Source organism: Burkholderia sp. MSh2, assembly GCF_000731655.1.
GTDB lineage: Bacteria > Pseudomonadota > Gammaproteobacteria > Burkholderiales > Burkholderiaceae > Burkholderia > Burkholderia paludis.
In genome coordinates this window covers 106,319-129,742 of the sequence record NZ_JPGM01000032.1, presented here as the reverse complement: position 1 = coordinate 129,742, position 23,424 = coordinate 106,319, and the positions used below count along the sequence as shown (strand labels likewise).

Genomic DNA, 23,424 nt, shown 5'->3' with positions numbered 1-23,424 from the left:
TGCCGTACCTGAAGCTGGCGGGCGTGGTGTTGTGCGGGTGGCAGATGGGCCGCGCGCTGGTGGCGGCGCAGGCGCAGCGCGCAAGCGATCCGGCGTTCTTCGACGCGAAGATTGCGATCGCGCAATGCTATGCGGAACACGTGCTGGTGCAGGCAGGCGCACTCGAGGCGTCGATCGTCGGCACGAAAGGCAACGAGAGCGTGCTCGCGTTGACGGAGGACCAGTTCTGATTCCGCAACCTGCCCGATGAAACGACAAAGGTGCCCGAAAGGGCGCCTTTGTGCTTGATGCCGGGCCGGCGTCCCGCCTGGCGGCGGGATGCCGCGGCTTGCGCTTACGCGTACGCCGGGCGCGTCTGGCCGGCCACGTCCTTCAGGTAGCGGTGCACCGACAGGTCGTCGGCCTGGATCGCCGGCATCTTGCCCGAGATCAGGTCCGCGAGCAGTTGGCCCGAGCCGCACGACATCGTCCAGCCGAGCGTGCCGTGGCCGGTGTTCAGGAACAGGTTCGACACGGACGTGCGGCCGACGATCGGCGTGCCGTCCGGCGTCATCGGGCGCAGGCCCGTCCAGAACGTGGCCTTCGACGTGTCGCCGCCGCCCGGGAACAGGTCGTTCACGCACATTTCGAGCGTTTCACGGCGCGCCGCGCGCAGGTTCTTGTCGTAGCCGACGATTTCCGCCATGCCGCCGACGCGGATGCGCTGGTCGAAGCGCGTGATCGCGATCTTGTACGTCTCGTCGAGCACGGTCGACACGGGCGCAGCTGCTTCGTTGACGATCGGCGCGGTGATCGAGTAGCCCTTCAGCGGATAAACGGGGATCTTCATCAGGTTCGAGATGAAGCTGGTCGAGTACGAGCCGAGCGCGACGACGTAGGCATCCGCGCGCACCGTTTCGCTGCCGCACTGTACGCCGGCGATCTTGCCGCCCGCGATCGCGAGCGCATCGATCGGCGTGTTGTAGCGGAACTTGACGCCGAGCGATTCGGCGAGCGCCGCGAGGCGCGTCGTGAACAGCTGGCAGTCGCCCGTTTCGTCGCCCGGCAGGCGCAGGCCGCCCGTCAGCTTGTGCGAGACGGCGGCGAGCGCCGGTTCGGCTTGCTTCAGGTCGGCAGGCGACAGCAGTTCGAACGGCACGTTGGCTTCCTTCAGGACGGCGATGTCCTTCGCCGCACCGTCGAGTTGCTGCTGCGTGCGGAACAGTTGCAGCGTGCCGCCCGTGCGTCCCTCGTACTGGATGCCGGTATCGGCGCGCAGCGCCTGCAGGCAGTCGCGGCTGTATTCGGCGAGGCGGACCATGCGGCCCTTGTTGACCGCATAGCGCTCGGCCGTGCAGTTGCGCAGCATCTGCCACATCCACTGGAGCTGGAAGCGCGTGCCGTCGAGCCGGATCGCGAGCGGCGCATGCTTTTCGAACATCCACTTGACGGCCTTCAGCGGCACGCCGGGCGCAGCCCACGGCGCGGCATAGCCGGGGGAGATCTGGCCGGCGTTCGCGAAGCTCGTCTCGAGCGCAGGGCCGGCTTCCCGGTCGATCACCGTGACTTCATGACCGGCATGCGCGAGGTAATACGCGCTTGCCACGCCCACCACACCGCTGCCCAGAATGACGACTCGCATAGCTGCTCCAGATGGAAGGGACCAGGTCGAGGCCGGGCGCACATGCATCTCCGTGTAACCTCTAGCTGATCTAGTTTTTTGCGCTATGGTATTGTCGAATCTGTAGGTTTTGTTATCGTATTTTTCAGGTTTTCAGTATAAACAAATGAGAACGCAACGGCAGCCCGTGCGCTCGCTCGACAAGCTCGACCGGCGCATCCTCAAACTGCTCCAGGACGATGGCCGGATGGCGATGAAGGACCTCGCGGAACAGGTCGGCCTGACCGTCACGCCGTGCATCGAGCGGGTGCGGCGCATGGAGCGCGACGGCGTGATCACCGGCTATCACGCGCGGGTCGACCCGCACCAGCTGGATGCCGCGCTGCTGGTGTTCGTCGAGATCACGCTCGGTCACAAGGGCGGCAACATGTTCGAGCAGTTCCGGCGGGAAGTGATGAAGATCGACGAGGTGCTCGAATGCCATCTGGTGTCCGGCGATTTCGACTACCTGATCAAGGCGCGCATCGGCGAGATGGCCGACTACCGGAAACTGCTCGGCGACATCCTGCTGCAATTGCCCGGCGCCGTGCAGTCGAAGAGCTATGTCGTGATGGAGGAAATCAAGGAGACGTTGACGATCGCGGTTGGCGATTGACGCGCCGGCGGCCGGTTGCCGGGCCCTTGATCCCGTGCTTGGCATGCTGCGCCCAATACTGTATAAATATACAGTATTGGGCGCAGGTGAACGGGTGGGCACATGGACGAACGATCCGACAACGAATTTCCGGTTGCGCCGCCCGCGCCCCGCAAGGGGCGCGGTGCGGTCGACAACCTGCAGGGGCGATATGAGCTGGCGCAGCGCGAAGCGGTCGACGACGGCTGGACGCACGAGTCGGACGATGCCGATTTCCCCGCGCCGCTGCGTACGCAGGTGTTCGAGGAGCGCGCGAAAAGCATTCTGACGCATAACCAGTCGCCTGACATCCCGTTCAGCGTCTCGCTCAATCCGTACCGCGGCTGCGAGCACGGCTGCATCTATTGCTTCGCGCGGCCGACACACAGCTATCTCGGCCTGTCGCCGGGGCTCGATTTCGAAAGCCGCATCTATGCGAAGGTCAATGCGGCCGAACTGCTCGAACGCGAGATTTCGCGGAAGCGCTACGTGCCGGAGCCGATCGCGCTCGGCGTCAACACCGATGCCTACCAGCCGGTCGAGCGCGACCTGCGCATCACGCGCAGCGTGATCCAGGTGATGCACGATCGCGGGCTGCCATTCGCCGCGATCACGAAGTCGTCGCTGATCGAACGCGATCTCGACCTGCTCGCACCGATGGCCGGGCGCGGTCAGGTGATGGCGGCGGTCACGATCACGACGCTCGATGCGGAGCTCGCGCGCACGCTCGAGCCGCGCGCGGCGACGCCGGCGCGCCGGTTGCGTACGATCCGCGCGCTGCGCGACGCCGGCGTGCCGGTTGGCGTGAGTATTGCGCCGGTCATTCCGTTCGTGACCGAACCCGATATGGAACGCGTGCTCGAGGCGTGTGCGGAAGCCGGGGCGACGCATGCGAGCTACATCATCCTGCGGTTGCCGTGGGAGGTCGCGCCGCTGTTCAAGCAATGGCTCGCCGCGCACTTTCCCGACCGCGCGGAGCGCGTGATGAACCGCGTCCGCGACATGCGCGGCGGCAAAGACTACGATTCGGATTTCTCGAAACGGATGAAGGGCGAGGGGATCTGGGCCGACCTGTTGCGGCAGCGCTTTCGTCAGGCCGTCAAGCGGCTCGGGTTGAATGAGCGCACGAACGGCATTCTCGATCTGTCGCAGTTTCGCGGTGCGCCGGCCTGCACGGTGCCGGTGCCGCGTGTCGCCGTTCGTGCCGCCGGCACGAAGGCACGTGACGACATGCAGTTGAACCTGTTCTGAGCGGTGCGCGATACCGTCGCGCGCGCTGGATGGGTTCCGCTTACTGCGAAATCTGCTTGGCCGCTTCGACCTGCGATTCGAAATACGTCTGGAACGACAACGCGAGTGCGGTCATCAGCAGGAATGCGCCGATCAGCAGCGAGAAGATCACCACGAAGATCACGGTCCAGCCCGACTGGCTGTGCTTGCCTGTATCGGCGTTGAATTGCGCATCCCATTTTTCGTCGGGGCGCAACCCGTACACGAGCGCGGCAAGGAACGCCGCGAGCAGCGAGATTGCGCCGGGCACCGCGAGCCACCAGCCGAGTCCGGCGGTGCGCTGGGTCGCGGCGAGCAGCAGGAAGCCCGGAATGCCGACGATCGTCGCGAGCAGGTGCGCCCAGCCGTACACGTCGCGAAAGCCGTACAGATAGAAGCGGTGCGCGCCGAGCGATCCGAGCAGGAAGGCGAGTGCGGCGGTAAGCGTCTTGGAGCGGAAGCGGCGGGCTGGTGCGGTGCTGCTGGACATGGATGGCGGCGTGTTGTCGTTGGCATGGGTGGCCGGCGGGCCGGCGCGGGCGCGCGGCCCGCACGCATTCTACGATGCCCGGTCGGGCCCGGTCACCCCTGTCCTGCGTCAAGGTGCCGCATGGGTCGTGCGGTAGATCGGGCATGCCTCTTCGTCGCTGGCGAGCAGCGAGGCGTCCGGTAGCGGCAACTCGCCGGCAGTGCGTCTCCGCGCCGAGTTGTCGGGGTGTCCTCGGCCCGTGACGAACCGGGTTTGGCCGGCTTGGAGCTGGTGTCCACCGAGACGACGGCGCGCAGCGCGCGATAGCCGGCCTCCGTGCTGCGGTTCCGCGAGCCGTGTCCAGCGATGAACGTGCTGTCGCGTACGGCCCTGGGAGCGTCGGCTCTGTATGGAAGCGCATGCCGGGTACGATAACGTGTGCGCTCAGCGTCAATGCCGGGGGAGCATGGCGGCGGCAAGCGCCGTCGCTGGGGAGGATCGGGCGTATCGCCGCCGTGGCAGTATGGAAAGCCGAAGCCGAAGCCGAAGCCGAAGCCGAAGCCGAAGCCGAAGCCGAAGCCGAAGCCGAAGCCGAAGCCGAAGCCGAGATCGGCGTGGGCGTGGGTGGTGTGGGCAGTGGGCGAGCCGGCCGTCGCCATGATCGAGGCGCAGAATGCGCGGCATGGCGTATATATGGAGAGTGCCGTCGCGACAGGCGACGCCGGCAAGCATGTCGCCCCCGAACGCGTCCGCTTGGTGCGCAATGATCCGTCCCTCACGTATCAAGAATGCATGCGCGCGGCTGTTCCGTGTACCGACATACAGGATGTCGCGCGACGATCACGCCATTTCGTGCGCTTCCGCTGCCGCGTCGATTGAGACTTCCGCATGAAAACCGAATGGCGCGACGAGTTCCACTACCGGCAACGGCGGTGCTGACACCTGTACGGATGCGAGGCCGGCAGGGCTGGCAGACAGCGCCGCGAAGCGGTGCTGCACGTGGCGCGTCGAGGCGCCGCGAAGGCGCGACGCGACGGCGGAGAACGTGCCGGACACGCCGATTGCACGCACGGCGGACAGGGCGTCCATGGATTTTTTACGCGTAAGTGTTTGTTGTACCTCTGGTTTCCAGCTATAATCGCGTGTTTCAGTAGTTTCGAACCCGGTTTTCCCGAAGGACATCATATGGTTATCATCCGTCTGGCTCGTGGCGGCTCGAAGAAGCGCCCGTTCTACAACATCGTCGCTACCGATTCGCGCAACCGTCGTGACGGCCGCTTCATCGAGCGCGTCGGCTTCTACAACCCGGTCGCCACGAAGGGCGAATCGCTGCGTATCGCTCAGGATCGCCTGACGTACTGGCAAGGCGTTGGCGCGCAACTGTCGCCGACCGTCCAGCGTCTCGTGAAGGAAGCGCAAAAGGCGCAACCGGCTGCCTAACATGGCACGGTGTGCCGGTCGTGCCGGCTGTGAGGTGCATTGATGGCGGGTCACGATTCCGGTAATGCAAGGCGCGGGCGTGCGTCGTTTGGCGCATTCGTCCGCAAGCCGGTCGAGCGCGAGGCTGTCGCGAACGCCGGCGAGGTTGCCGAGCAAGACAATCTCGAGTTGGCGCAGGCCTGGCCTGACGATGCCGTCGAGGTCGGGGCGGTGGTCGACGCCTACGGCCTGAAAGGCTGGGTCAAGGTTGCAGCGCATGCCGACGCCGGCCGCGGTGGCGACGCGCTGCTCAAGGCGCGCCGCTGGTGGCTGGAGCGAGGTGCGGAGCGGCTTTCCGTCCGCATCATGCAGTCGAAGACGCACAGCGACACCGTCGTTGCGCAACCCGCGGGCGTCAGCGACCGCGATGCCGCGCTTGCCATGCGCGGCTTTCGCGTGTTCGTGCGCCGGGAAGATTTCCCGGCATTGGCCGCGGACGAATTCTATTGGGTCGACCTGATCGGTCTCGAAGTCGTCAACGAGCAATCGGTGGCGCTCGGGAAGGTGAGCGGGATGATCGACAACGGCGTGCATTCGATCATGCGTGTCGAGTATCCGGCGACCGGCAAAGACGGTCAGCCGACCACCGACGAACGGTTGATCCCGTTTGTCGGCGTATACGTCAAAACGGTGGATCAGGCGGCGCGTCGCATCGTCGTCGACTGGGAAGCCGATTACTGAAATGAATCAGGTTACCGAGAGCGCGGTGCAGTTCGACGTCGTCTCGCTCTTTCCCGAGATGTTCCGTGCACTGACCGACTGGGGAATCACCAGCCGGGCAGTCAAGCAGGGTCGATTCGGGCTGCGCACCTGGAATCCGCGTGATTTCACGACGGACAACTACCGCACGGTCGACGATCGGCCGTACGGCGGCGGTCCGGGCATGGTGATGCTGGCCAAGCCACTCGAAGCCGCGATCGACGCCGCGAAAGCGGCGCAGGCGGAGCAGGGTATCGCGAGCACGCGTGTCGTGATGATGTCGCCGCAGGGTGCGCCGCTCACGCACGATCGTGCGATGCGGATGGCGCAGGAGCCGGGCGTCGTGGTGCTGTGCGGCCGCTACGAGGCGATCGACCAGCGCCTGCTCGACCGGTGCGTCGACGAGGAAATCAGCCTCGGCGATTTCGTCCTGTCCGGCGGAGAGCTGCCGGCGATGGCGATGATGGATGCCGTCGTGCGGTTGTTGCCCGGTGTGCTGAACGATTCGCAGTCGGCCGTGCAGGACAGTTTCGTCGACGGGTTGCTCGATTGTCCGCACTACACGCGCCCGGAGGAATACGACGGCGTGCGTGTGCCGGACGTGCTGCTCGGCGGGCATCATGCCGAGATCGAGCGGTGGCGGCGGCAGGAAGCCTTGAGAAATACGTTGCGGAAGCGGCCGGACCTGATCGTTCGGGCGCGCCGCGAGAAGTTGTTGAGCCGTGCCGACGAGGCGTGGCTCGCGAGCCTCGCACGCGAAGCGAAGGACGCCTCCTGAGGCGGTGTCGCGAGCGGGAATTGGCGGTGCCGTGCATGCGTGTGCGGCGCCTGATGTGAATCCATCCTCTATCGGGGCCAGGCCTGTCAGCAGGCGGGTGCCAACGCCGACACGATGGCATAAGGAGTCAGTAATGAATCTGATCGCAAAACTTGAGCAGGAAGAAATCGAGCGCGCGCTCGCCGGCAAGACGATCCCCGAATTCGCCCCGGGCGACACGGTGATCGTGAACGTGAACGTGGTTGAAGGTAACCGCAAGCGCGTTCAGGCTTACGAAGGCGTCGTGATCGCGATTCGCAACCGCGGCCTGAACTCGAACTTCATCGTTCGCAAGATCTCGTCGGGCGAAGGCGTCGAGCGTACGTTCCAGACGTACTCGCCGCTGCTGGCAAGCATCGTCGTGAAGCGCCGCGGCGACGTGCGTCGTGCGAAGCTGTACTACCTGCGCGAGCGTTCGGGCAAGTCGGCTCGTATCAAGGAAAAGCTGGTGTCGAAGGATCGCGCCGCAGCAGCTTCCCAAGAGTAAGAGCTGTAAGGAAAAAGCACCCACCCGGGTGCTTTTTTCATTCTGGCGCGACAATATGCTCGACATGACACGAACCCGAGAGCTCCATTGAATCGTCGCCCCATCATCGATCCCGAAGTCCTGCCGGTCGAAGGCACCGGCGCCGGCCTGCCCGGCATCGAGCCGCACCTGCTGACGCCGTCCGGTTTGCGCGACCGCTTCGCGCGCACGCTCGAATGGAGCGTCGAGCCCGGCGAGGCGAGGCTGCAGGAGGGCATCGATCCGCGTAGCGCGGCGGTCCTCGTGCCGCTGGTTGCCCGCGAGTCGGGTCTCACCGTGCTGCTGACCCAGCGTGCCGACCACCTCAACGACCACGCCGGACAGATCAGTTTTCCGGGCGGTCGTCGCGAACCGTTCGATCGCGATGCGACCGCAACCGCGTTGCGCGAGGCGAAGGAGGAGATCGGGCTGGCCGCCGAGCGTGTCGAAATCCTCGGTGAACTGCCCGACTACCTGACCGGCACGGGGTTCTGCGTGACGCCGACGGTCGGCCTCGTGCATCCGCCATTTACCGTGCAGGCCGATACGTTCGAAGTTGCCGAGATCTTCGAAGTGCCGCTCGCGTTCCTGATGAATCCCGCGAACCACCAGGTCCGCGTGTTCCGCTGGGAAGGCGGCGAGCGTCGTTTTTTTGCGATGCCCTACCCGAACGGCGAACCGGGCGGCCATTACTTCATCTGGGGCGCAACTGCCGGCATGTTGCGCAATCTGTACCGCTTCTTGGCCGCCGGCTAGACGTGCACACCGGCCGGCGCGCGCGGCCGGCTGCCGGGCGACCGCGCCGGCAGCCATGCGGGGCTTACGCTGTGCTATCGTTATGCAAAAAATGACATAACTCCGAAGACGGCGCCACGCATGACTTTCTTTTCGGTTCTCCTCGCCCTCATCATCGAACAGGTCCGCGCGTTGTCGCCGAACAATCCGGTGTTCGCGCTGTTCCAGTTTCATGCGGAAACCGTCGCACATGGTCTCGACGCAGGCAAGCAGAAGCACGGCATCCTCGCATGGCTCGCGGTGGTGCTGCCGTGGGTGCTGATCGTCGCGCTGATCTATTTCCTGCTGTACAAGGTGAGCTTCGTGCTCGCCTTCATCTGGAACGTCGTCGTCGTGTACTTCACGCTCGGCTTCCGCCAGTTCAGCCACTACTTCACCGACATCCATCTCGCGCTCAACAATGACGACGTGCCGCGCGCACGCGAAATCCTGCACGAGTGGACGGGCATCGACACGGTCGACATGCCGGTCGGAGAGATTGTCCGCCATACGCTGATTCATGCCGTTGTCGCGTCGCATCGCCACGTGTTCGGGGTGTTCTTCTGGTACGTGCTGCCGATCGGCCCGGCCGGCGCCGTGCTGTACCGGATTTCCGAATACCTTGCACGCAGCTGGTCGACGCCGGGCGACGACCGCACGGCCGCCTTCTCGACGTTCGCGCAGCGTGCGTTCTTCGTGATCGACTGGATTCCCGCGCGACTCACCGCGCTCGGTTTCGCGATCGTCGGCAATTTCGAGGATGCGATCTATGCGTGGCGCAACCACACGCGCCAATGGCCCGATCCGAACGACGGCGTGCTGCTGGCAGCCGGCAGCGGGGCGCTCGGTGCGCGGCTCGCAGGGCCGCTCGCGGAGCCGTCGAGCCTCGATGCGCTGGCGGTCGGCGACAGCGGCCCGCTGGCGGTCGGTGACGATTGCACGCCGCGCACGCTGCAGTCGGCGGTCGGCCTCGTCTGGCGCGCGGTGATCCTGTGGATGATCCTGCTGCTGATGCTGACGCTTGCCGTCTGGGTGTCGTGACGAGACACCGCGGTACCTGATGAAAGAAAAAGGCCGGCGCGATGCCGGCCTTTTTGCTGTGGTCAGTCGTCGCGCGGATCGCGTACGGCGCCGCACTGCCAGCACGCGGTGAACTGCGCGTCGAGCGCCTCGCCGCAGTGCCGGCAACGCCACGGCGCGGCACTCGGCGACGGGCCGTGCGATGCCGCATCGAGGAGCCGACGGGCGAGTGCGTCGTCGCGCTCGTCATCGAGCCACAGCTCGGGTGTGCACGCATCGGCGGGCAGGCCGCCAAGCGCGCCGGTCGCGTAGCAGTTATGCAGCTCGCAACCGATGCCGGCCACCTGAAGCACGTTGGCCCAATGCTGGGCTGTCGCAAGATCGGGTGCCTTGAAACGCATCGCGGCTCCTGTCGGTGAAGGCCGGCCGCCCGGCTGCCGGCCGCCGCGCACGTGACGCGCGGTCAGCGGACGATCTGGCTCGCCTCGTGCACGAGCTGGGCGTACAGCGCATGCCGTGTCGGCGCGATGCGGCCATCGGCGACGGCTTCGAGGATCGCGCAGCCCGGTTCGTGCAGATGATGGCAATTATAGAAACGGCAGTCCGCTAGCAGCGGGCGGAACTCCGGAAAGGCGCGCTCGAGGCGGCCTTCCGTCAGGTGGTAGAGGCCGAATTCCTGGAAGCCCGGCGAATCGATCAGCGCGCCGCCGCCCTGCAGCGGGTAGAGGCGGGTGAACGTCGTCGTGTGACGGCCGCTGTTGAGCGCGGCCGAAATCTCGCGCGTCGCGGCTTCGGCATCGGGAACGAGCAGGTTCACGAGCGTCGACTTGCCCATCCCGGACTGGCCAAGCAGGATCGTCGAATGCCCGGCGAGATGCGGCATGAGCTGCGCGCGCGCATCGTCGGGCGCACCCTTCACGGACAGTTCGAGCACGTCGTAGCCCAGCGCGCGGTACGGTGCGAGGCGCTCGCGCGCGACCGGCAGCGCGGCTTCGACGTCGATCTTGTTCAGGACGACAAGGGGCTTCAGCTCGTTCGCCTCGGCGGCGATCAGCGCGCGGCCGAGCAGGTCTTCGCTGAAATAGGGCTCGGTCGCGAGCACGATCAGCAACTGGTCGAGGTTGGCCGCGAAGAGCTTCGACTTGAACTGGTCGGAGCGATACAGCAGGTTGCGCCGTTCGCCGATCTCGACGATCACGCCCTGGTCGGCCGACGCGTGTTCATACGCGACGCGGTCGCCGACCGCGATGTCGCTCTTCTTGCCGCGCGGGAAGCACTGCAGCATCGCGCCGCCGTCGTCGGGGGCGACGATGTAGTGGCGCCCGTGCGCCGCGATCACGCGGCCTTCGGCACGCTGCGCGCCGGACGCGCGCGGGGCCGGCTTGCGGGAGGTCGGCCGGCTCATGCGTGCTGCAGCAGGCGGTCGATCCGCTGCGAAGCGGGCGGATGCGAGTAGTAGAAGGCCGTGTAGACGGGGTCGGGCGTCAGCGTCGACGCGTTGTCCTCGTAGAGCTTCACGAGCGCGCTGACGAGATCCTGTGCGTCGGTCTGGCTGGCCGCGAACGCGTCGGCCTCGAATTCGTGCTTGCGCGACGTGAGGCTGCCGAAGGGCGTCGCGAAGAACAGGAACACGGGAATCGCGAGGAAGAACAGCACGAGGGCGACGCCCGCGTTGCTCGTGTCGAGCGACGGCGTGACGCCGAGCCCCGTGTAGAACCACGTGCGTTGCGCGAGCCAGCCGAGCAGCGCGAGCAGCACGAGGCTCAGCACGAACGACACGAACATCCGCTTCATCACGTGGCGGCGCTTGAAATGGCCAAGTTCGTGCGCGAGCACGGCCTCGATCTCCTGGCCGGACAGGCGTGCGAGCAGCGTGTCGAAGAACACGATCCGCTTCGATGCGCCGAAGCCCGTGAAGTATGCGTTGCCGTGCGCGGAGCGGCGGCTGCCGTCCATCACGAACAGCCCCTTTGCCGCGAAGCCGCAGCGCTTCATCAGCGATTCGATGCGGGCACGCAGCGCGTCGTCCTTCAGCGGCTCGAACTTGTTGAAGATCGGGGCGATGAAGGTCGGGTAGATCAGCAGCACGAGCATCTGGAACGCGACCCAGACGATCCAGGTCCACAGCCACCACAGGCTGCCGGCCTGGTTCATCAGCCACAGCACGACGAACAGCAGCGGCAGGCCCAGTGCGGCGCCGAGCAGCGAGTTTTTCAGCATGTCGGTGAAGAACAGCCGTTTCGTCATCCGGTTGAAGCCGAAACGCTGCTCGATCCCGAACTGGCGGTAATACTCGAACGGGACATCGATCGCGCTCATGATCACGAGCACCGCGGCGACGAGGGCGACCTGCTGCCCGTAGCCGCGGCCGAGCCAGCCGGTGAGCAGCGTATCGAGCGCGCCGACGCCGCCGAGCAGCGTGAGACCGACCAGCACGGCCGCGCTGACGACGATTTCGAGCATCGTCAGCCGGGTGCGCTCGACCGTATAGTCGGCCGCACGCTGGTGGGCGGTCAGCGGGATGGTTGCGCTGAACTGCGCGGGGACGCCGTTGCGATGCGCGGCGACGAAGCGGATCTGCCGCGACGCGAGCCACAGCTTGGTGACGACCATCGCGAGCACGGCGAGCGCGAACAGCAGGGTGAACGAAAAGGGTGACATCGAAGGCGCCAAAGGGTTCTATGCGAGAATTATATGTTCTTGCGGACCGGGCCCGCTGATGCGATACCGGCCGCCCGGGCGGCGCCGCGCGCCGTCCGCCATTTTCCAGGATGACTCATGACCGATACCGCCGCTTCCACCAGCCAGCCCGCGCTCGTGCGCAACGAGTTGAACCTCGTCTGGCTCGACATGGAGATGACGGGCCTCGACCCGGATAACGACCGCATCATCGAGATCGCGGTCGTGGTGACCAACTCCACGCTCGACATCGCCGTCGAAGGCCCCGTGTTCGCGATCCATCAGAGCGACGAAACGCTGGCCAAGATGGACGACTGGAACAAGTCGACGCACGGCCGCTCGGGCCTGATCGACCGCGTGCGCGCATCGACCGTGACCGAGGCGGAAGCCGCCGCGCAGCTGCAGGCGTTCCTCGCGCAGTACGTGTCGCCCGGCAAGTCGCCGATGTGCGGCAACTCGATCTGTCAGGATCGCCGCTTCATGGCGCGCTGGATGCCGGAGTTCGAGCGCTTCTTCCATTATCGCAATCTCGACGTCAGCACGCTCAAGGAGCTGTGCCGCCGCTGGCAGCCCGCGATCTACAAGGGCTTCCAGAAGCGTGCGATGCATACGGCGCTCGCGGACATCCACGAGTCGATCGACGAGCTGAAGTATTACCGCGAGCATTTCCTGATTCCGGCCGCGTCGGCGTCGGCAGGCGAGTCCGCGCCGGCCGCCTGAGCGGGCCGGCATGCGCTCAGCGCGGCGCGCGCTGCGCGCTTTTCGGCCGGAACGCCGCGACGATCGCGGCGTCGGTCTCGATGTACGGGCCGCCGATCAGGTCGATGCAGTAGGGCACTGCGGCGAAGATGCCGGGCACGGTCGACTTGCCGTCGGCGTCGCGCAGCCCTTCGAGCGTTTCCCGGATCGACTTCGGCTGGCCGGGCAGGTTGATGATCAGCGCCGCATGGTCGGCCGTCTCGCGGATCACCGCGACCTGTCGTGACAGGATCGCGGTCGGCACGAAATTCAGGCTGATCTGCCGCATCTGTTCGCCGAATCCGGGCATTTCCTTCGTCGCCACCGCCAGCGTGGCCTCGGGCGTCACGTCGCGGCGCGCGGGGCCCGTGCCGCCCGTCGTCAGCACGAGGTCGCACCCCGCGACGTCGACGAGTTCGGCGAGCGTGGCGGAGATCGTCGGTGCGTCATCCTGGATCAACCGCGTTTCGGCGCGCCACGGCGACGTCAGCGCGCCGGCCAGCCAGGCCTGCAGCGCCGGAATGCCCTTGTCCTCGTAGACGCCCGCGCTCGCCCGGTCGCTGATCGACACCAGGCCGACGACGAGCTCGTCCGGGTGATTACGCTTCGTCGTCATGGTCGTCCCCGCCGTCGTCCGGCGCTTCGTCGTCCGCATCGGGCGTGCCGGCCGCGGTCTTGATCCACTGGAACAGCTCGCGGAAATAGCGCGGCGGCTTGCCTTGCTGCGCTTCCTTGCGTGCGTTGCGGATCAGCGTGCGGCCTTCCTGGATGTCGGCTTCCGGGTGCTGGCGCAGGAATTCGGTCAGCGCGTCGTCGCTCGCGAGCAACTGTTCGCGCGTGCGTTCGATCCAGTGCAGGCGGGCCGTCGCGGCCTTGTTCACGCCGCGCTGCGCGTCGAGCGCGGTGCGCAGCGCGGCCGTCTCGTCGTCGGTCAGCGTGCGCATCACGCGGCCGACGTACTGGAGCTGGCGGCGCTTGCCTTCGTGATCGGTGATCCGGCGCGCCTCGCGCACGGCGTCGGCGAGGGCTTCGGGCATCGGCATGCGCTTGAGCGCATCCTTCGGCAGGTCGACGAGCGCCTGGCCGAGTTCCTGCAGCGCGTGCATCTCGCGCTTCAACTGGGATTTGCTGGGGCGATCGTAGCCATTGTCGTCGTCTTCGACGGCATGCTCGATCGGCTGGATTCGGGTTTTGCGTGTCATGGCCGGCATTGTATCGCGCCGCGGACACCCCAAGACACCTCAAGCTTGTCGGTATCCGGCCCCGGACCTTGCTATGATCGCGGGATACGCAAAATTTTGACCATGCGGGCGCCCGCCCGCCACCGGATATCACGACGATGGCAGCCAATCTCGACGTACAAGCGCGCTATTTCCCGCACACGCAGGACCAGCTCAAAGAAATCGCCTCGGACATCCTTCGCCATGCGAAGGCACTCGGCGCGACGGATGCCGCGACCGAAATCTCCGAAGGCGACGGCCTGTCGGTGTCGGTGCGCCGCGGCGAAGTCGAAACGATCGAGCACAACCGCGACAAGATGGTCGGCGTGACCGTGTTCATCGGCAAGAAGCGCGGCAACGCGAGCACGTCGGACTTCTCGCCGGGCGCGATCAAGGATACCGTGGCCGCCGCCTACAACATCGCGCGCTTCACGGCCGAAGACGAGGCGGCCGGCCTTGCCGAGGCCGAACTGCTCGAAACCGACCCGCGGGATCTCGATCTCTATCACCCGTGGGCGTTGACGGCCGACGAGGCCGTCGAGCTCGCCCGCCGCGCGGAAGACGCCGCGTTCGCGGTCAGCCCGCAGATCCGCAATTCGGAAGGCGCGAGCGTGTCGGCGCAGCATTCGCAGTTCGTGCTGGCGACGTCGCGCGGCTTCCTTGCCGGCTACCCGTACTCGCGCCACTACATCGCGTGCGCGCCGATCGCGGGCAGCGGCCGTCACATGCAGCGCGACGACTGGTATTCGTCGAAGCGCAGCGCGATCGATCTCGCGGCGCCCGAAGCGGTGGGCCGTTACGCGGCCGAGCGCGCGCTCGCGCGGATGGGGGCGCGTCGCCTGGACACCCGCAAGGTGCCCGTGCTGTTCGAGGCGCCGCTCGCGGCCGGCCTGCTCGGCGCGTTCGTGCAGGCGGTGAGCGGCGGCGCGCTGTACCGCAAGACGTCGTTCCTCGTCGACAGCCTCGGCAAGCCGGTGTTCGCGCCGCATATCCAGGTCGTCGAGGATCCGCACGTGCCGCGCGCGATGGGCAGCGCGCCGTTCGACGAGGAAGGCGTGCGCACGCGTGCGCGCAGCGTCGTCAAGGACGGCGTCGTCGAAGGCTACTTCCTGTCGACCTATTCGGCGCGCAAGCTCGGCACGCAGACCACCGGCAACGCAGGCGGCTCGCACAACCTCGCACTGCGCAGTTCGAACACGCAGGCGGGCGACGATTTCGACGCGATGCTGAAGAAGCTCGGCACGGGGCTGCTGCTGACCGAACTGATGGGGCAGGGCGTGAACTACGTGACGGGCGACTATTCGCGCGGCGCGGCGGGCTTCTGGGTCGAGAACGGCGTGATCCAGTATCCGGTCGAGGAAATCACCGTCGCGAGCACGCTGCAGGAGATGTTCCGGCATATCGTCGCGATCGGCGCCGATTCGATCGTGCGCGGCACGAAGGAAACGGGCTCGGTGCTGATCGAGCAGATGACGATCGCCGGGCAGTAAGCGGCGCGCGGCGTCGGCCGCCATCGAATGAAAAAAAGCCCGATCGGCGTGAGCCGGTCGGGCTTTTTCGTTGAGGGCGATGCGTCAGCCGCGCTTGCGTTCGTACACGACGAACGCATAGCCGAAGGTGTTCGGCGCATTCGCCTCGTGCGGATCGCGCGACACTTCCCGCCAGTGTGCGGCGTCGGGCGCAGGGAACGACGCGTCGCCGTCGAAGTCGGCATCGATCTCGGTGACGATCAGCTTGTCGGCGAGTGCGAGACCTTCCGTGTAGAGTTGCGCGCCGCCGATCAGGAACGCCTCGGGCGCGCCGTCGCTGGCGGCAAGCGCCAGCGCGTCGGCGAGCGACGTGACCGTGTCGCAGCCGTCGAAGCGTCGTGTCGCGTCTCGCGTCACGACGATATTGCGGCGGCCCGGCAGGGGCCGGCCGATCGACTCGTGGGTCTTGCGGCCCATCACGATCGGGGCGCCCATCGTCGTGCGCTTGAAGAAGGCGAGATCCTCGGGAAGTTTCCAGGGCAACTGGTTGTCGCGGCCGATGATGCCGTTGCGGGCGCGCGCGACGATCAGGGTCAACGTCGTCATGAAGGTCGGGGAGAGGAAAACCGGAATGGCGCCGATTCTACCGGAACGGCGGCGCGCGCCGGATTCCGCGCGCGCCGCCGCGCTTGCACGGCGTGCCGCGGCGTCCGACGCAACGCGCCGCGACGGCATGAGAATGAATAAAAAGCGTGCCCGCCGGGGGACGGGACACAAAACCGTTTCGCGTTGCGAGATCGAGTGCGCCCGGTCCCGCTCGATAGGGTCCTGCCTGTTCAAATCAATATGGCATCCTATCCAATGAGTCGCACCGCGCATTACTGACGCGCACTGCCTTGCGCATGCTCTTCCGTCACGTGCTGCACGTTGCCTGGCTGCGGTGCCGGAAGCGGCGTCGGTGTGGGCAACAAAGGCGGCGGAATCTCGTCCCACAGCGTCACCGACGACCTGCCGGCCGACAGCGGCGCGGACACGGTCACGATGCCGGCGTCATTGCCGCGCTGCATGCTCGGCGCGTTTGCGGCCAGCAGCATCGCGCGATCCGGCGGCGCGCTTTCGTCCGCGCATGCCGGCGCGGGCGGGCCGACTGCCGCGAGCACGATGGTCACCGCCCCGAAAGAAAGTGAAAGAAGTTTTCGCATGGTCGCTGTCTCCGACGTATTCCGCATTCAGCGAAATGCATGCCATCGCGCCGGGACCGTTGTCGACACTGCGATTGCCGTGCGAGCGTTGAGAATTGTGGCGGAAAGCGTTCGAAAATGTTTCAGGCCTGAAACGATGGGGCTCGGGAATACTGCGGATTCAATCGATGCGCTTCAAGGACGAGAATCGTCGCATGTGTCGATGAACGAATGCGTCGCTGTGCGAGTGCTATGTGCAGACGATTGACATGCATCGATCTCCTGAGCGATTCGGCCGTGTCGCTCGCCGCGCTGAAATCGGATTGTCGTATTCAGTGCCTATAACTACGCTGTCTTGATCAAATAACAACTGGACGCGAGATAAGCGCCATCATGCGAGGCTTTGTCGCTGCCGCGCATAGGCATGGCGAATCGAGCTGCCTTCGGCTGACCCGATTCGATCCTTTTCGCACGCAACCTGGCGTGCACGGCAATCGTTAGACGGTTGATGAACGGGGTGGGCATATGGGAGCCGATCTGCGGCATGTGATCTATTATTCGCGCGAACCGAACGACGCGTTGCGCGGCCATTTCGACGAATGCGGCTGGCGAGTCGATCTCGCGGAGACCGTGCGGGACGTCCGCCGCGTCGTGCAGCACGGAGTCGCGACGGCCGGGCTGCTCGATTTCTCGCCGGGCTTCAAGCCGTCGGACCTGCGCGAACTTGAATCCTGTCTGAGCATCCAGCACATCGGCTGGATCGCGGCGACGCGGCGCGGCCAGTTGCAGGACGCCACGCTGCGGCATCTCATTCGCGACTATTGCTTTGACTACGTCACGATGCCGTACGAGACGTCGCGGATCGTCGAGACGGTCGGTCATGCGCACGGCATGGTCGCGCTGACCGATCCCGTTGCGCCGCCCGTCGGCGCCGGACGCAGCGAAGGCGAAATGGTCGGCACCTGCGATGCGATGCTCGGACTCTTCAGGACGATCCGTCGCGTCGCGGCGACCGACGCGCCGGTGTTCATCTCCGGCGAATCGGGTACCGGCAAGGAACTGACGGCGGTCGCGATTCACGAGCGCTCGTCGCGGGCGCAGGCGCCGTTCATCGCGATCAACTGCGGTGCGATCCCGTCGACGCTGTTGCAGGCCGAACTGTTCGGCTATGAGCGCGGTGCGTTCACCGGTGCGAACCAGCGCAAGATCGGCCGCGTCGAAGCGGCCAACGGCGGCACGCTGTTTCTCGACGAGATCGGCGATTTGCCGCTGGAAAGCCAGGCAAGCCTGCTGCGCTTCCTGCAGGAAGGCAAGATCGAGCGGCTCGGCGCGCATGCGTCGGTGCCCGTCGACGTGCGCGTGATCTGCGCGACGCACGTGGACATGGAGGCGGCGCTGCGCGAAGGGCGGTTCCGCGAGGACCTGTTCCATCGCCTGTGCGTGCTGAAGATCGAGGAGCCGCCGCTGCGCGCGCGCGGCAAGGACATCGAGGTGCTCGCGCGCCACATGCTCGAGCGTTTCAAGGGCGACGCGCATCGGCGCCTGCGCGGCTTTTCTCCGGATGCGGTCGCGTCGCTGTACGGCTATTCATGGCCGGGCAACGTGCGCGAGCTGATCAATCGGGTGCGTCGCGCGATCGTCATGTCGGAGGGGCGGATGATCACCGCGGCCGATCTCGAGTTGAACGACTATGCGACGCTCGCGCCCGTGTCGCTGCTGGAGGCGCGCGAGGCGGCCGAGCGGCAGGCGATCGAGCAGGCGCTGCTGCGCCACCGGGGCCGTTTCGCGGATGCCGCACGCGAGCTCGGCGTGTCGCGCGTCACGCTGTACCGGCTGATGTGCGCGCACGGCATGCGCGATCGCGGCGACACGCTGGCAGGGTTTTCGGCGCCGTTGCCGGAGCTTCCGCATCACGCTTGCTAAAATTGGCGGGTACGGCCGCCCCCCGCGGCCGAAGGAACCCGCATGAAACAGTATCTCGATCTCGTTCGTACCATTCTCGATACCGGCACCTGGCAGGAGAACCGCACGGGGATCCGCACCATCAGCATGCCGGGCGCGATGCTGCGCTTCGACCTGCAGCAAGGCTTCCCGGCCCTGACGACCAAGAAGCTCGCGTTCAAGTCCGCGATCGGGGAACTGGTCGGCTTCCTGCGCGCATCGCGCAGCGCGGCCGATTTCCGGGCGCTCGGCTGCAAGGTGTGGGACGCGAACGCGAACGAGAACGCGCAATGGCTCGCGAACCCGTATCGCGAGGGCGTCGACGATCTCGGCGACGTGTACGGTGTGCAATGGCGGCAGTGGCCGGGCTACAAGGTGCTCGATGCGGGCGCCGACGCGCAGATCGCCGATGCGACGCGCCGCGGCTTCCGGATCGTCACGCGTTTCGACGAGGACGGCGTGCCGAAGGTGCTGCTGTACAAGGCAATCGATCAGTTGCGCCAGTGTCTCGACACGATCATGGAGAACCCGGGCGACCGCCGCATCCTGTTTCATGCGTGGAATCCGGCCGTGCTCGATCAGATCGCGCTGCCCGCGTGTCATCTGCTGTACCAGTTCCTGCCGAACGCCACGAAGCGCGAGATCTCGCTGTGCCTCTACATCCGCAGCAACGATGTGGGGCTCGGCACGCCGTTCAACCTGACGGAAGGGGCGGCGCTGCTGTCGCTCGTGGGCCGGCTGACGGGCTACACGCCGCGCTGGTTCACGTATTTCATCGGCGATGCGCACATCTACGAGAACCAGCTCGACATGCTGCAGCAGCAGCTCACGCGCGAGCCGTACGAAAGCCCGCAGCTCGAGATCGCCGCGCGCGTGCCCGACTACGCGAAAACCGGCGTCTATGCGCCCGAATGGCTGGATCAGATCGAGCCGTCCGATTTCTCGCTCGTCGGCTACCGCCACCATGAGCCGCTGACCGCGCGGATGGCGGTCTGAGCGCCGGCACGGGCAGGCGGCCTCGCCGATCCCCGTGCGGCAGAACGCAGGCCTGACCGGCAGATGCCGGCCAGGCCTTTTTGTTTCACGTTTGCGGCGCCTACTGGTGGTGACGCTCGTCGTGACCGCCTGGCGGCGGGTTGTTCGAATGCGGCGCCTCGACGTGCGGCGCCGGTTGCGGCCGCGGCTCGACATGCGGGGCGGGCATCGACGGCCGCGGCTCCATGCGTGGCGCCTGCGGCTGCGGGCGCGGCATGTCGTGCACGGCGGGAGCCGGCGGACGGTACTCGTTCACGTGCGGCGGCGCGACTTCGCGGTGTGGCGCCGGTTGAGAGAAATCGGCGCGCGGTTGCGCTGCCGGGGCGGCCCGTTCCGGTTGCGCGTGCTGGGCCGGCGTCGGGAAGTCGGGGCGCGGACGCGGCTGCGGGATCTGCGCAACGCCGTCGAGCCTCGGTTGCGGCAGTGCGCGTGGCGCTTCGTTTCGAGCGTTGGGCTGCGCCTCCCGCGAGTCCGGCGAGCCGTCCGGGCGCGGCATTGCCGCGCTGCGGACAGGCGGCAGCGCATTCTGTCCCGGCGGGTGCAGGGCGGTCGGCGGGGCGGGGCGCTGGCGCTCCATCGGCGTGTGCGGCTGCATCCACGCGGGCGACGGCGCTTCGGCTGCATGGGCCTCGCCGATGCCGGAAGGGAAGTTGCCGGCCGTCGGCGGGTGCGGGACACCGTTTCCTGCCCCGAATGCCGGATGCGGCGTCGGGCTTCCGGACGCCTGTGTCGTGCCGCCGGTTGCGAAGCGCGGCGCATTGGCGTCTGCACCGTTCGCCGACCGCGCGACATTCGGAGCGCCCGGCATCGGTACCCCGGGCCTGCCGGCCTGCCCGGCGGGCGGCTGACCTTCGCGCGGCTCGCGCGCCGGCTGTACGACGGGGCCGTGCGGATTCACGAGCTGCACGTTGTGCATCGCCCATGCGCCGCCGCCCGGGTTGCCCGGAACGCGGACCGGACGAGCCGTATAGTCGGCCGGTACGCTCGTCTTCACGACGGGGGCGCCGGCGCCCGGTACGCGCCCGCCTTGCTGCACGAGGCGGGCCGCGGCCTGGTCGCGGTACGCGGCCGGCACGGCGGGATTGCGCGTCGCGACGTACGGGTGCTGGGCGAGCGCCGCCGGCGGGCGGTAGCTCGCATTGCGCAGCCCGCCGGTAAAGCTCTGGCTCACCGGCGCAATACCGGGGGTTCCCGGTGTGACGCGCGCATTGCGCCATTGCTGCGGATCGACGTGCTGCGAGAAGTGCGCGACAGGCTGGCCGTGCACGAACGCGGACGCCGGGACGGCCGTGATCGCGTGCGGTGCGCCGAAGTTCACGTACGTCTTGTTGATGTTGGTGATATTGGTGATGTTCGTCACGTTCACGGTCTTGTTCACGTTGACGTTGTTCACCACGATGTTGCGGTTCACGCCGTCGTAGTAGTGCGGGCTCCAGCCGCCCCAGCCCGGGTGCCACGGCTCGCCCGGGCCGAGCGCGAACCACGCGCAGCCGGCCGCGGCGATGCCGCCCACCGTGAGCGCGACACTCCAGGCGGGGCCGCCGCCGCCCACGAATGCGACGAGCGCCGGCGCATAGACCGGCGGCTGGCTGACGACCAGCGGACCGGGGACCCAGGCCCAGCTATCGTCCACGTACGCCCAGCGGCCGTAGTGATACGGCGCAAAACCCCACGGCGCGTCGTCGACCCACGTCCAGCCCCACGGCGCCTGCCAGATCCAGTGGCCGTCGTGATACGGCGCCCAGCCGGCCGGCGTGTCGTTCGGCACCCATACCTCGCCGTAGTTCGGCGTGTCGCGCCACGAGCCGTTCGCGTCGAGATCCTGATAGCCGGGGATGTCGCGCGATACGTAGCGGGCCGACACCGAGCGCTCCTCGGCCATGTCGCGGCTGGCCGCCCACCGGTCGAGCGGGTCGGGGGCCGGCGCGGCCGATTGCTGGGCAACCTGCAGGTCGGTGCCCGTGAACACGACCTGCTGCCCGGGCGACAGCGGGTACTGCCCGTTGCTGCCGTAGGCGGTCGCGCTGCCGCTGCGTAGCGTGACCGTCGTGCTCGCGCCGTTCGGTGCGACATCGACGCGATAGTCGCCGGGGCCCGTGATGCCGAGTGCGAGATTCGGCGTGTCGATTTCATACGATCCGCCGGCCGGCAGGTTGCGCACGTGCGTCGATACGGTGCCGAGGCCGACTTTCAGCTGCGTCGTCGTGTCGTCGAGGTTCAGCACCGACAGGCTCGTCGATTCGCCGAGCCGCACCGCGGTCGAACCGATGTGCAGTTCCGAGCGCGCGCCGGCGTCGTTCCAGAGCTGGTCGCCGGTCGTCAGCGGCCGGTTCACGGCGGCATACGACCAGGTATCGGTGCCGGCCGGCTCGGTCGTTACCGCGCCCGACAGGTAATCGAGCCGTGCGACGCGGCCGGGCGGATCGCCGCCGGGTTGTGTCGCCGCGGCCGCATAGGGCGCGGTGCCGGACGATTGTGCGAATGCAGCGGGGAGGGTCGCAAGCGCGACGAACGCGAGGAGGGTGCAGCGGGCGGTTCGCTTGAGCGTGAACGGGGTGGCCATGGTGAGCGTCTTCGTCGTTATCGCGGCGCGTCGATTCGTGCCGCTGAGTTCACAATATCCGCCCGGCCTGTTTCAATGCTCGATGTTTTGTAAGTCGAATGGCACGCGATGTAACAAAACCTGTCCATCGCGCGCCTTTGTCGTGCAGTCGCAATGCAGGCGTCAAGCAGACGTAAGCCACGCGTCGAAAACCTGCTGCCCGGGGACTGTGACGCGCAGCACGCGCGGCCGTGCGGAGCGCTCGATCCAGCCGTGCGCGCAGAAGCTTTCGAGCAGCGCCGCGCCCAGCGCACCGCCGAGATGCGAGCGTCGTTCGCTCCAGTCGAGGCAGCCGCACGCGAAACGGCGCCGGCGCGTGCGCTGCTGCGCGACGTCGATGCCCCATTGCGCGAGCGCCTGCGTGCCGAGTTCGGTGGTTTCGATCGCATCGCCGTCCGCAAGCAGCCAGCCGCGCGCGGTGAGCCCGTCGAAGATGCGCACCGCGAGTTCGCCGGCCATGTGGTCGTAGCAGGTGCGCGCGTAGCGCAGTTCGGCCGGGACCGCGCGTGACGGCGGCGGAACCGGGCGATGCGGCGCGGCCGCGCGGGCGACGTTCGCAAGCGCTTCGAGCGATGCCGCGATGTCGGCCGACGCGATGCGGTAGTAGCGGTGCCGGCCGCGCACGTCGAGCGCGAGCAGGCCGCCTTCGGTCAGCCGCGCGAGATGGGCGCTTGCGGCGGACGGCGACAGCCCCGCGATCATCGTCAGTTCGCCGGCCGGTCGTGCGCTGCCGTCCATCAGCACCCACAGCATCGCGGCGCGCCCGGGGTCGGCGATCAGTGCGCCGATACGGCTCAGCCCCGGAAAATGGTGGTCGTCTTGATCGGTCATCGTCGTGTCTCGTCGGGCAGGATGATCCGCAGTGTAGTCGGTGCGGGTATTCGATGTTTCGCGTTCGGCTGAAATGTCGGATGCATCGGCGGCGTCGGCGTGGCGAACCGTCCCGCGGCCCGTAGCGGCGCACGCGTAGAATGGCGGGACGCGACGGCAACGGGCCGTCGCACGTGACGCGATGCAACGATGAAGACGATTTTCTGTTTGCTGGCGGCCGCGCTCGTCTGTGCGGCCTGTGCGCAGGGCGGCGCGAGCGCCGCCGGCGAGCGCGGCGGCAGCCTGGAGATGTACGGGACGATCGACCAGGGCATCACGGTGCGCCGCTGAGCGGCGCCGCCTGGCGACACACCGGGTGCGGCCGTCCCGGCCGCGCCGCCCGGGGCGCGCCGCGACGCATTGCCGCAGTGCAACGTATAATGG

General features: G+C 67.0%; 26 protein-coding genes. 14 read left to right on the top strand and 12 right to left on the bottom strand.

The features are described from left to right. Positions 1–230 (top strand): acyl-CoA dehydrogenase C-terminal domain-containing protein (locus GQ57_RS21340; RefSeq protein WP_034198936.1); only part of this gene is annotated, 230 nt, incomplete at its 5' end. A 104-nt stretch (positions 231–334) separates the two neighbouring features. Here GQ57_RS21340 and GQ57_RS21335 read toward each other — a convergent pair. Further along, a complete protein-coding gene (locus GQ57_RS21335; RefSeq protein WP_034198935.1) occupies positions 335–1,621 on the bottom strand; it encodes a D-amino acid dehydrogenase in 1,287 nt (428 codons plus the stop codon). A gap of 145 nt (positions 1,622–1,766) precedes the next feature. Between GQ57_RS21335 and GQ57_RS21330 the strand changes: the two genes are divergently transcribed. Then, the gene (locus tag GQ57_RS21330) at positions 1,767–2,255 is read left to right on the top strand and encodes an Lrp/AsnC ligand binding domain-containing protein (RefSeq protein WP_011351353.1); all 489 of its coding nucleotides are present in this window, start codon (positions 1,767–1,769) and stop codon (positions 2,253–2,255) included. Between the two features lie 102 nt (positions 2,256–2,357). Beyond that, complete coding sequence (locus GQ57_RS21325; RefSeq protein ID WP_034198934.1) at positions 2,358–3,524, top strand: PA0069 family radical SAM protein; 1,167 nt, start codon at positions 2,358–2,360, stop codon at positions 3,522–3,524. Positions 3,525–3,564: 40 nt separating this feature from the next. Here the strand turns inward: GQ57_RS21325 and GQ57_RS21320 are convergent, their stop codons facing one another. Together GQ57_RS21320 and GQ57_RS43805 are read right to left on the bottom strand one after the other, a co-directional pair. Further along, on the bottom strand, positions 3,565–4,032 hold the full coding sequence (locus GQ57_RS21320; protein ID WP_031399973.1) for an NINE protein: 468 nt from the start codon (positions 4,030–4,032) through the stop codon (positions 3,565–3,567). Between the two features lie 819 nt (positions 4,033–4,851). Then, positions 4,852–5,196 (bottom strand): hypothetical protein, encoded by a 345-nt coding sequence (locus GQ57_RS43805; RefSeq protein ID WP_174923312.1) that lies wholly within the window; start codon positions 5,194–5,196, stop codon positions 4,852–4,854. Here GQ57_RS43805 and rpsP point away from each other — a divergent pair, their 5' ends adjacent. The 6 genes from rpsP to GQ57_RS21280 all read left to right on the top strand — a co-directional run bounded on the left by rpsP (position 5,197) and on the right by GQ57_RS21280 (position 9,326). Continuing rightward, a complete protein-coding gene (gene rpsP / locus GQ57_RS21305) occupies positions 5,197–5,451 on the top strand; it encodes a 30S ribosomal protein S16 (protein ID WP_006476550.1) in 255 nt (84 codons plus the stop codon). Positions 5,452–5,493: 42 nt separating this feature from the next. Then, positions 5,494–6,171 (top strand): ribosome maturation factor RimM, encoded by a 678-nt coding sequence (gene rimM / locus GQ57_RS21300; RefSeq protein ID WP_034198931.1) that lies wholly within the window; start codon positions 5,494–5,496, stop codon positions 6,169–6,171. A 1-nt stretch (position 6,172) separates the two neighbouring features. Beyond that, the gene (trmD, locus tag GQ57_RS21295; protein ID WP_034198930.1) at positions 6,173–6,967 is read left to right on the top strand and encodes a tRNA (guanosine(37)-N1)-methyltransferase TrmD; all 795 of its coding nucleotides are present in this window, start codon (positions 6,173–6,175) and stop codon (positions 6,965–6,967) included. Between the two features lie 133 nt (positions 6,968–7,100). Continuing rightward, positions 7,101–7,493 carry a 50S ribosomal protein L19 gene (rplS, locus tag GQ57_RS21290; protein WP_006753174.1) on the top strand — a complete coding sequence of 131 codons (393 nt, stop codon included), beginning with the start codon at positions 7,101–7,103 and terminating at the stop codon, positions 7,491–7,493. Between the two features lie 87 nt (positions 7,494–7,580). Then, complete coding sequence (locus tag GQ57_RS21285) at positions 7,581–8,267, top strand: CoA pyrophosphatase (protein WP_034198929.1); 687 nt, start codon at positions 7,581–7,583, stop codon at positions 8,265–8,267. A 120-nt stretch (positions 8,268–8,387) separates the two neighbouring features. Beyond that, positions 8,388–9,326 (top strand): CobD/CbiB family protein, encoded by a 939-nt coding sequence (locus tag GQ57_RS21280; protein ID WP_031399977.1) that lies wholly within the window; start codon positions 8,388–8,390, stop codon positions 9,324–9,326. Between the two features lie 62 nt (positions 9,327–9,388). On the opposite strand, the gene GQ57_RS21275 is transcribed toward GQ57_RS21280, so the two are convergent. From GQ57_RS21275 to GQ57_RS21265, 3 genes are all read right to left on the bottom strand, one after another. Beyond that, positions 9,389–9,706 (bottom strand): putative signal transducing protein, encoded by a 318-nt coding sequence (locus tag GQ57_RS21275; RefSeq protein ID WP_031399978.1) that lies wholly within the window; start codon positions 9,704–9,706, stop codon positions 9,389–9,391. Positions 9,707–9,768: 62 nt separating this feature from the next. Next, a complete protein-coding gene (rsgA, locus tag GQ57_RS21270; protein WP_034198928.1) occupies positions 9,769–10,710 on the bottom strand; it encodes a ribosome small subunit-dependent GTPase A in 942 nt (313 codons plus the stop codon). After that, on the bottom strand, positions 10,707–11,966 hold the full coding sequence (locus GQ57_RS21265; protein WP_034198927.1) for a M48 family metallopeptidase: 1,260 nt from the start codon (positions 11,964–11,966) through the stop codon (positions 10,707–10,709). Before GQ57_RS21265 ends, rsgA begins: the two co-directional genes overlap by 4 nt. 117 nt (positions 11,967–12,083) lie before the next feature. Here GQ57_RS21265 and orn point away from each other — a divergent pair, with 117 nt between their 5' ends. Beyond that, positions 12,084–12,704 (top strand): oligoribonuclease, encoded by a 621-nt coding sequence (orn, locus tag GQ57_RS21260; RefSeq protein ID WP_031399981.1) that lies wholly within the window; start codon positions 12,084–12,086, stop codon positions 12,702–12,704. 16 nt (positions 12,705–12,720) lie between these two features. Here the strand turns inward: orn and mog are convergent, their stop codons facing one another. After that, on the bottom strand, positions 12,721–13,338 hold the full coding sequence (mog, locus tag GQ57_RS21255) for a molybdopterin adenylyltransferase (protein WP_031399982.1): 618 nt from the start codon (positions 13,336–13,338) through the stop codon (positions 12,721–12,723). Further along, positions 13,322–13,924 (bottom strand): ribosome biogenesis factor YjgA, encoded by a 603-nt coding sequence (gene yjgA / locus GQ57_RS21250; protein WP_280529012.1) that lies wholly within the window; start codon positions 13,922–13,924, stop codon positions 13,322–13,324. Before yjgA ends, mog begins: the two co-directional genes overlap by 17 nt. Positions 13,925–14,061: 137 nt before the next feature. Between yjgA and pmbA the strand changes: the two genes are divergently transcribed. Beyond that, positions 14,062–15,432, top strand: coding sequence for a metalloprotease PmbA (gene pmbA, locus GQ57_RS21245; protein ID WP_031399984.1), 1,371 nt, complete (start codon positions 14,062–14,064; stop codon positions 15,430–15,432). A gap of 84 nt (positions 15,433–15,516) precedes the next feature. On the opposite strand, the gene GQ57_RS21240 is transcribed toward pmbA, so the two are convergent. Next, entirely contained in the window at positions 15,517–16,017 is a 501-nt protein-coding gene (locus GQ57_RS21240) for a dihydrofolate reductase (protein ID WP_034198938.1), read from the bottom strand. A gap of 272 nt (positions 16,018–16,289) precedes the next feature. Then, complete coding sequence (locus tag GQ57_RS21235; protein ID WP_031399986.1) at positions 16,290–16,613, bottom strand: hypothetical protein; 324 nt, start codon at positions 16,611–16,613, stop codon at positions 16,290–16,292. 504 nt (positions 16,614–17,117) lie between these two features. Here GQ57_RS21235 and GQ57_RS21230 point away from each other — a divergent pair. Next, positions 17,118–18,515 (top strand): sigma-54 dependent transcriptional regulator, encoded by a 1,398-nt coding sequence (locus tag GQ57_RS21230; protein ID WP_031399987.1) that lies wholly within the window; start codon positions 17,118–17,120, stop codon positions 18,513–18,515. 42 nt (positions 18,516–18,557) lie between these two features. Next, positions 18,558–19,529: a thymidylate synthase gene (locus GQ57_RS21225; protein ID WP_034198925.1), complete on the top strand. Its 972-nt coding sequence runs from the start codon at positions 18,558–18,560 to the stop codon at positions 19,527–19,529. Positions 19,530–19,629: 100 nt separating this feature from the next. On the opposite strand, the gene GQ57_RS21220 is transcribed toward GQ57_RS21225, so the two are convergent. Both GQ57_RS21220 and GQ57_RS21215 read right to left on the bottom strand, forming a co-directional pair. Then, positions 19,630–22,131 (bottom strand): DUF6600 domain-containing protein, encoded by a 2,502-nt coding sequence (locus GQ57_RS21220; RefSeq protein ID WP_034198924.1) that lies wholly within the window; start codon positions 22,129–22,131, stop codon positions 19,630–19,632. Positions 22,132–22,293: 162 nt separating this feature from the next. Beyond that, positions 22,294–23,001 (bottom strand): ArsR/SmtB family transcription factor, encoded by a 708-nt coding sequence (locus tag GQ57_RS21215; protein WP_031399990.1) that lies wholly within the window; start codon positions 22,999–23,001, stop codon positions 22,294–22,296. Positions 23,002–23,190: 189 nt separating this feature from the next. On the opposite strand from GQ57_RS21215, the gene GQ57_RS43410 reads away from it, so the two are divergent. Continuing rightward, a complete protein-coding gene (locus GQ57_RS43410; protein ID WP_006757662.1) occupies positions 23,191–23,331 on the top strand; it encodes a hypothetical protein in 141 nt (46 codons plus the stop codon). Positions 23,332–23,424: the final 93 nt, after the last annotated feature.

Excerpts from the sequence above, each read along its gene's own strand:
- GQ57_RS21220 (WP_034198924.1), bottom strand. The coding sequence starts at position 22,131 with ATGGCCACCCCGTTCACGCTCAAGCGAACCGCCCGCTGCACCCTCCTC.
- GQ57_RS21230 (WP_031399987.1), top strand. The coding sequence starts at position 17,118 with ATGGGAGCCGATCTGCGGCATGTGATCTATTATTCGCGCGAACCGAAC.
- GQ57_RS43805 (WP_174923312.1), bottom strand. The coding sequence starts at position 5,196 with ATGATGTCCTTCGGGAAAACCGGGTTCGAAACTACTGAAACACGCGAT.
- GQ57_RS21330 (WP_011351353.1), top strand. The coding sequence starts at position 1,767 with ATGAGAACGCAACGGCAGCCCGTGCGCTCGCTCGACAAGCTCGACCGG.
- GQ57_RS21335 (WP_034198935.1), bottom strand. The coding sequence starts at position 1,621 with ATGCGAGTCGTCATTCTGGGCAGCGGTGTGGTGGGCGTGGCAAGCGCG.
- rimM (WP_034198931.1), top strand. The coding sequence starts at position 5,494 with ATGGCGGGTCACGATTCCGGTAATGCAAGGCGCGGGCGTGCGTCGTTT.
- rsgA (WP_034198928.1), bottom strand. The coding sequence starts at position 10,710 with ATGAGCCGGCCGACCTCCCGCAAGCCGGCCCCGCGCGCGTCCGGCGCG.
- pmbA (WP_031399984.1), top strand. The coding sequence starts at position 14,062 with ATGGCAGCCAATCTCGACGTACAAGCGCGCTATTTCCCGCACACGCAG.
- mog (WP_031399982.1), bottom strand. The coding sequence starts at position 13,338 with ATGACGACGAAGCGTAATCACCCGGACGAGCTCGTCGTCGGCCTGGTG.
- rplS (WP_006753174.1), top strand. The coding sequence starts at position 7,101 with ATGAATCTGATCGCAAAACTTGAGCAGGAAGAAATCGAGCGCGCGCTC.
- GQ57_RS21320 (WP_031399973.1), bottom strand. The coding sequence starts at position 4,032 with ATGTCCAGCAGCACCGCACCAGCCCGCCGCTTCCGCTCCAAGACGCTT.
- GQ57_RS21240 (WP_034198938.1), bottom strand. The coding sequence starts at position 16,017 with ATGACGACGTTGACCCTGATCGTCGCGCGCGCCCGCAACGGCATCATC.
- rpsP (WP_006476550.1), top strand. The coding sequence starts at position 5,197 with ATGGTTATCATCCGTCTGGCTCGTGGCGGCTCGAAGAAGCGCCCGTTC.
- trmD (WP_034198930.1), top strand. The coding sequence starts at position 6,173 with ATGAATCAGGTTACCGAGAGCGCGGTGCAGTTCGACGTCGTCTCGCTC.
- GQ57_RS43410 (WP_006757662.1), top strand. The coding sequence starts at position 23,191 with ATGAAGACGATTTTCTGTTTGCTGGCGGCCGCGCTCGTCTGTGCGGCC.
- GQ57_RS21275 (WP_031399978.1), bottom strand. The coding sequence starts at position 9,706 with ATGCGTTTCAAGGCACCCGATCTTGCGACAGCCCAGCATTGGGCCAAC.
- yjgA (WP_280529012.1), bottom strand. The coding sequence starts at position 13,924 with ATGACACGCAAAACCCGAATCCAGCCGATCGAGCATGCCGTCGAAGAC.
- GQ57_RS21280 (WP_031399977.1), top strand. The coding sequence starts at position 8,388 with ATGACTTTCTTTTCGGTTCTCCTCGCCCTCATCATCGAACAGGTCCGC.
- GQ57_RS21265 (WP_034198927.1), bottom strand. The coding sequence starts at position 11,966 with ATGTCACCCTTTTCGTTCACCCTGCTGTTCGCGCTCGCCGTGCTCGCG.
- GQ57_RS21325 (WP_034198934.1), top strand. The coding sequence starts at position 2,358 with ATGGACGAACGATCCGACAACGAATTTCCGGTTGCGCCGCCCGCGCCC.
- GQ57_RS21225 (WP_034198925.1), top strand. The coding sequence starts at position 18,558 with ATGAAACAGTATCTCGATCTCGTTCGTACCATTCTCGATACCGGCACC.
- GQ57_RS21215 (WP_031399990.1), bottom strand. The coding sequence starts at position 23,001 with ATGACCGATCAAGACGACCACCATTTTCCGGGGCTGAGCCGTATCGGC.
- GQ57_RS21235 (WP_031399986.1), bottom strand. The coding sequence starts at position 16,613 with ATGCGAAAACTTCTTTCACTTTCTTTCGGGGCGGTGACCATCGTGCTC.
- orn (WP_031399981.1), top strand. The coding sequence starts at position 12,084 with ATGACCGATACCGCCGCTTCCACCAGCCAGCCCGCGCTCGTGCGCAAC.